The organism is Acinetobacter sp. 243_ASPC, assembly GCF_001054715.1.
In the GTDB taxonomy this organism is placed as follows: Bacteria; Pseudomonadota; Gammaproteobacteria; order Pseudomonadales; family Moraxellaceae; genus Acinetobacter; species Acinetobacter soli.
The window spans coordinates 1-4,639 of record NZ_JVOR01000064.1; the positions used below are offsets into that span (position 1 = coordinate 1).

The 4,639-nt window shown below is 41.5% G+C and carries 6 protein-coding genes and 1 pseudogene; all 7 read left to right on the top strand.

The window, feature by feature from the left end:
• Positions 1-337: 337 nt before the first annotated feature.
• The 7 genes and pseudogenes from ADA42_RS06340 to ADA42_RS06370 all read left to right on the top strand — a co-directional run bounded on the left by ADA42_RS06340 (position 338) and on the right by ADA42_RS06370 (position 4,587).
• Complete coding sequence (locus ADA42_RS06340; protein WP_053086579.1) at positions 338-784, top strand: hypothetical protein; 447 nt, start codon at positions 338-340, stop codon at positions 782-784.
• Entirely contained in the window at positions 784-972 is a 189-nt protein-coding gene (locus ADA42_RS06345; protein ID WP_241485681.1) for a DUF7706 family protein, read from the top strand. The genes ADA42_RS06340 and ADA42_RS06345 overlap by 1 nt, the downstream gene beginning before the upstream one ends.
• A gap of 10 nt (positions 973-982) precedes the next feature.
• Entirely contained in the window at positions 983-1,297 is a 315-nt protein-coding gene (locus tag ADA42_RS06350; protein WP_048764180.1) for a hypothetical protein, read from the top strand.
• Positions 1,298-1,307: 10 nt separating this feature from the next.
• The gene (locus tag ADA42_RS06355) at positions 1,308-2,435 is read left to right on the top strand and encodes an ATP-binding protein (protein ID WP_048764182.1); all 1,128 of its coding nucleotides are present in this window, start codon (positions 1,308-1,310) and stop codon (positions 2,433-2,435) included.
• Positions 2,432-3,388 (top strand): hypothetical protein, encoded by a 957-nt coding sequence (locus tag ADA42_RS06360; RefSeq protein WP_048764184.1) that lies wholly within the window; start codon positions 2,432-2,434, stop codon positions 3,386-3,388. Before ADA42_RS06355 ends, ADA42_RS06360 begins: the two co-directional genes overlap by 4 nt.
• A 208-nt stretch (positions 3,389-3,596) precedes the next feature.
• Positions 3,597-3,920: pseudogene (locus tag ADA42_RS06365) on the top strand (hypothetical protein); the annotation flags it as partial.
• 259 nt (positions 3,921-4,179) lie between these two features.
• Positions 4,180-4,587: a hypothetical protein gene (locus tag ADA42_RS06370; RefSeq protein WP_048764185.1), complete on the top strand. Its 408-nt coding sequence runs from the start codon at positions 4,180-4,182 to the stop codon at positions 4,585-4,587.
• The last annotated feature ends 52 nt before the right edge of the window (positions 4,588-4,639 follow it).

Genomic DNA, 4,639 nt, shown 5'->3' on the forward strand with positions numbered 1-4,639 from the left:
TTTAACGAGGCTGAAGGTACAAATCTTAAACTTGCTGACATAACAAATATTGACGCAGCTCAAGAGTGGATCGATGAGTTTTTAGAAAAATATTCCCAATCCTAAGCTTCATCAATCAAATTTAACTACTACTAAACTAAAAACCTGACCATGTGTCGGGTTTTTTTATGTAAGCAAAAACAAAATATTAGTAAAGAATAAATAATTTTCACTAATTTTATTTAGTGTTTACTATTGACATATTATTTAGTAAATACTAAATTGATTCCATCAAGACAAAAAAAAGCCCTGACAACTTCCGACGGCGATCAGGGCTTTTCATACGATGGAGTCCATTATGGAACAAAACACAATAAATCACAACAGACCGAGCATACAGCTTCGTTTAAAGCATGTTGCTTTGGGTTCCGCCCTGTTGTTCGGCTTGTCTGGTGCGTATGCATTAGTCACTGAAAAAGAAGAGCCTCGCGCTACTTTCCCGATTACCCAGCCCTCTGAGTATGACATTGCTGCCATCACGCTTGATAGTAAGCACTCAGGTAAAGCAGTCATTAAGTTAGACGGTTTCTTCGTTTACACAAGCTTCGACTTTGCAACTCATAACGATGATTTGGGTGTGCCAGGTTCATCACGCGAAGTGATTGAAATCACCAACCTTGCGATTGACCGTATCACGTCTATCAATGGTTATGAGTACCACGACTTCACTGTCAGTGAAGATCATCGAAACATCATTGCTCTCATCGAAACCCACATTGAGAAAAATCATCTAGGGGGTGTGTGATGGATATAAAACTCGAACTTCAAAACATGACTGAAGCTCAAATGTACGCCCTTGCTCAGCTTGTAAAGCGTATTTCATATCACGAGCTTCGTGCAAATGCATCAAGTGACAATGAGGCTGATCGCATGCGTGAAGCTGTTTCAGAATTACAAGATGCGCTTGCTCGCATCGGTTATGCACCGCGATAGGGAGATTGATATGCAAAAGCACTATACAACTCCGTTCCGCGAATTCATCAAACGCGATGAGCAAGGCCGCTATCACGTGCGTTTAGGCCCTCAGACATTTTCGACTGATCTGAACTTCTCAGATATTCGAATCGAATCTGAGCACGGCGGTACACCAGTTCAACCAGAAATGATGCTCGAAAAGCCTTGGATTATGAAGAATCTTGAACAAGAGATTCGTTTCCAAAGAAAAAAGCAACTCGCTCAGGTATTTGAGCGCACACATATTCCTTCACCTGAACGTCGTGCTTACAAACACGCACGTGGCTTTGTCGGTGCGAGATAAGGAGAACAAAATGGCTATACCTATTATTACAGCTGATCAGTCATTACAAGTTAATGCGATTATCACCTATCTGTACGCTGATCCGGGCTTGGGTAAAACTTCTATTGGTTTTACTGGTGATAAAACAATTTCATTTGATTTCGACCGTGGCGCACATCGTACTGGTGAGCTACGTCGCGGCGCGGTGGTTCCTGTTCAGAACTGGAAAGATGTCGCTGATCTAACCCCACAAGACTTAGCACCTTTTAATACTGTGGTCATTGATACAGTAGGCGCAATGCTTGAAAGTATTAAAACCCATCTGCTTACAACGGCGAACAACCGCCAGAAAGATGGATCTTTGAAGCTCAAAGCTCAGGGATTGGCGAACCAGATCTTTAAGCAGTATGTGAACTCACTTACAAGCCTCGGTAAAGATGTCGTGTTCATTGCCCACGCTTCTGAAGATCAAAACGGCGATCAGATTATTTACCGTCCTGATCTAGGTGGCAAGAACCGTAATGAGCTTTATCGTATTGCCGACATCATGGGTTATTTGACTACCGTCACAACAGGTGAAGGTAAAAACGCTCGTGTGATCAGCTTCAGACCATCACCTACTCATCACGCAAAAAATTCAGGCGCATTAGGTGGTGAAACTGGCGAAGTGTGGGTACCAGATCTAAAAACCAACCCTTCATTTTTAGCTGATCTTATTGCTCAGGCTAAAGCTCATATCAATACACTCACTCCGGCTCAATTGGCCACAGCTAAAGCTGTTGAGGATTTTGAAAACTGGAAACAAAGCTGTGAAGAAGTTGAGTATGCCAGCGAATTGAATCAACTTACCGAGACGCTGGCAAACGATAAAGAGCATATGTATTACCAAAACATGCGCCAAATATTGTTGGCCAGAGCTAAAGCTTTGGGTTGCACATTCGATAAGCAAAAAAACACGTGGATTTCACCACCCGAATACACAGGTATCAACGATCAACAGCGCGACCAGCTTCAAGATTTTATTGCCGAGCGTGGACTCGATACTCGTACTGTGTGTGAACACCTAGGTATTGATTCACTTATGCAAATTGAAGTCACACAACTTCAAGCTGTTCAGAAAGAAATTAGCGCATTGGCACAACAAGGAATTCAAGCATGAACACTATTTTAAATGCAAAAGAAGCGTTTGAAGCGCTTCAAAACCGAAAAACTGTGCTTTGTCGTTATGCCGGTGACGGTACATTGCCGGGTGACAAAGACTTTAGTCCTCTAGACCAGATGCCAGCGACAGTGTTCGTGATGCCACACTATGAATTCTGCATCAAAATCGAAACTATGGAGCTGGCAGGTATCACCTTTGCTAAGCCGATGACTCTTGAAGAATATATTGAGGGTCAAGAAGTATATGTTTTAAGCACCTATTCACCTTCAATTTATGTTTTTAATTTTAAAACTGCTGCACTTATTGAATCTATCGAAAGTGGCTTTGTACAGCGTGATGCTGAAAACGCTAAACTTCAACTGGCAGCTATATCCAAAGCACTTGGTCGCGAAATCAGTGAAGAGATCAAAATCTCACGTTTGGGCGAAGAACCGAAAAAGCAACGTTCTCGTAAGAAAACTGCCGAAGTTCATGCGGAAACTAAAGCTGAAGAAACTGTATCAGAAACGAAGTCAGAAATTACGATTACAAGCCAAGGCCCTGTAAGTGTTGTTGAAGAAAGCTTGCTAAGTGAACCAAGTTCTGAGCAAGCCAGCGAAGACTTCGAATCGATACTTGCTGATCTGATTGAACGTGCTTCAACTGCACAATCTCCGGCAGAAGCCAACGCTTTGTTCAAATATACAAAGGGCTGGACCCAAGAACAGTCTGCCCCCTTGCATGCTGCAGTGAGTCGTCGTCTCTCTGAACTACCTCAGCCCGAAGCTAAAGAGCCACCTTCTCTACTGGTCCGCATTAGAAATGCCCCTGATCTAACTGAACTCGATGCGCTTGAGATTGATGTATCAGCACGCGATCCGAAGATTGTGCCAACTCTAATGGCCGAAGTTAATAAACGTCGCAAGCAGCTCGAAGCGCCCATCGATCTAATAGATGAGGCATTCCCATGAAATTTAGATACTCGTCGCAATCCAGAACACTCATCGTGTTCGGCAGCAAAATGGATCACATCTTTGAAAATGTGAACGCATCAGAAATCGAATCATTGATTTGCGATGCAAAGTTTAAAGAAGCGCGTTGGAGAAAATGAGCAACTATTTGCGCATAAATTCAATTAAATCATGTTTATGCGCAAAATTATGCACAAGAGAGGGCTTTATGACTTATCAAATTAAACCTATTGAATTACCAAATGACTTGGATAGTAATTGGTTTCATCCTGATATTGCTCAACACGACACTATTAGTGAAGATGCAGAACATTACACAAAAGAACAATGGGAGTTACTTCAAAAAAATCTTGGTGTTGAAATAACTTACGAGCGTTGGGATTACATGGATATACCAGAAATACCTGAAGAAGACTCCTCAGACTGGTCAAACTGGCATCCTAAATCACCAGATCAAGATAAATTTTTAATCGCAGCTTTTGATACTGAAGATGGTCCTATTTTGTGGTGGGCTAAACCTAAGAACTTATCAAATGAAAAACTATGGGCGGTCAATATTCCTGAAGAACCCGACTCAGCAGAAATGCTTTATCCGGTACCAAGTAAAGAAGTTGGAGAAAAATTGGTTGAACGACTGAAGAATGAAGCACTTCAAGTATTTCCAAAAGTGGGCCAATGCATTGCTGATTCAATCACTTTATTAGAGTGGAACGGCTCACCTGAAGAACACGCTAAATACATCCTTGAAAATCAAAACTGGTGGGATGAAGAAACTTTTATGGAGCCGAGCCATGATTGATTTAGAACTTGAGCGCAAATTATTTCAGGATTTCTTAGACGAAAATTATGATTTTGAGAATCATGAAGAAACTTATTTTGATAAAAAAACTCAATGCTATGTGAATGATGGTGGCGAAGATACCGAGTCTTTAAATGTAGCATGGGAAGTGCACAAGAAATGCGCCGAATCAAAACAAGCCGAAATCGACTCACTTAAAGCTCAGCTTGCGAAAATTGAAAGTGATGAGTATGTGGATGTGCCGAGAGAGCCGACGGATAAAACGATTGCCCATATGATCAATACGCCCATTGAGGTTAATTTGCTTTGCGATCATGCAGATACTTTTCTTTCTGAAGATGAAGCTTATATAGCTTATCAAGCTATGATCGAAGCAGCGCAGGAGAACAGTCATGAGTAAGATTAATCAATTAATTGAAACTATTATTCAAGATGTTGCTGAGCTTCCAGAT

Coding starts and splice junctions, on each gene's coding strand:
- ADA42_RS06340 (WP_053086579.1), top strand. CDS start 338: ATGGAACAAAACACAATAAATCACAACAGACCGAGCATACAGCTTCGT.
- ADA42_RS06345 (WP_241485681.1), top strand. CDS start 784: ATGGATATAAAACTCGAACTTCAAAACATGACTGAAGCTCAAATGTAC.
- ADA42_RS06350 (WP_048764180.1), top strand. CDS start 983: ATGCAAAAGCACTATACAACTCCGTTCCGCGAATTCATCAAACGCGAT.
- ADA42_RS06355 (WP_048764182.1), top strand. CDS start 1,308: ATGGCTATACCTATTATTACAGCTGATCAGTCATTACAAGTTAATGCG.
- ADA42_RS06360 (WP_048764184.1), top strand. CDS start 2,432: ATGAACACTATTTTAAATGCAAAAGAAGCGTTTGAAGCGCTTCAAAAC.
- ADA42_RS06370 (WP_048764185.1), top strand. CDS start 4,180: ATGATTGATTTAGAACTTGAGCGCAAATTATTTCAGGATTTCTTAGAC.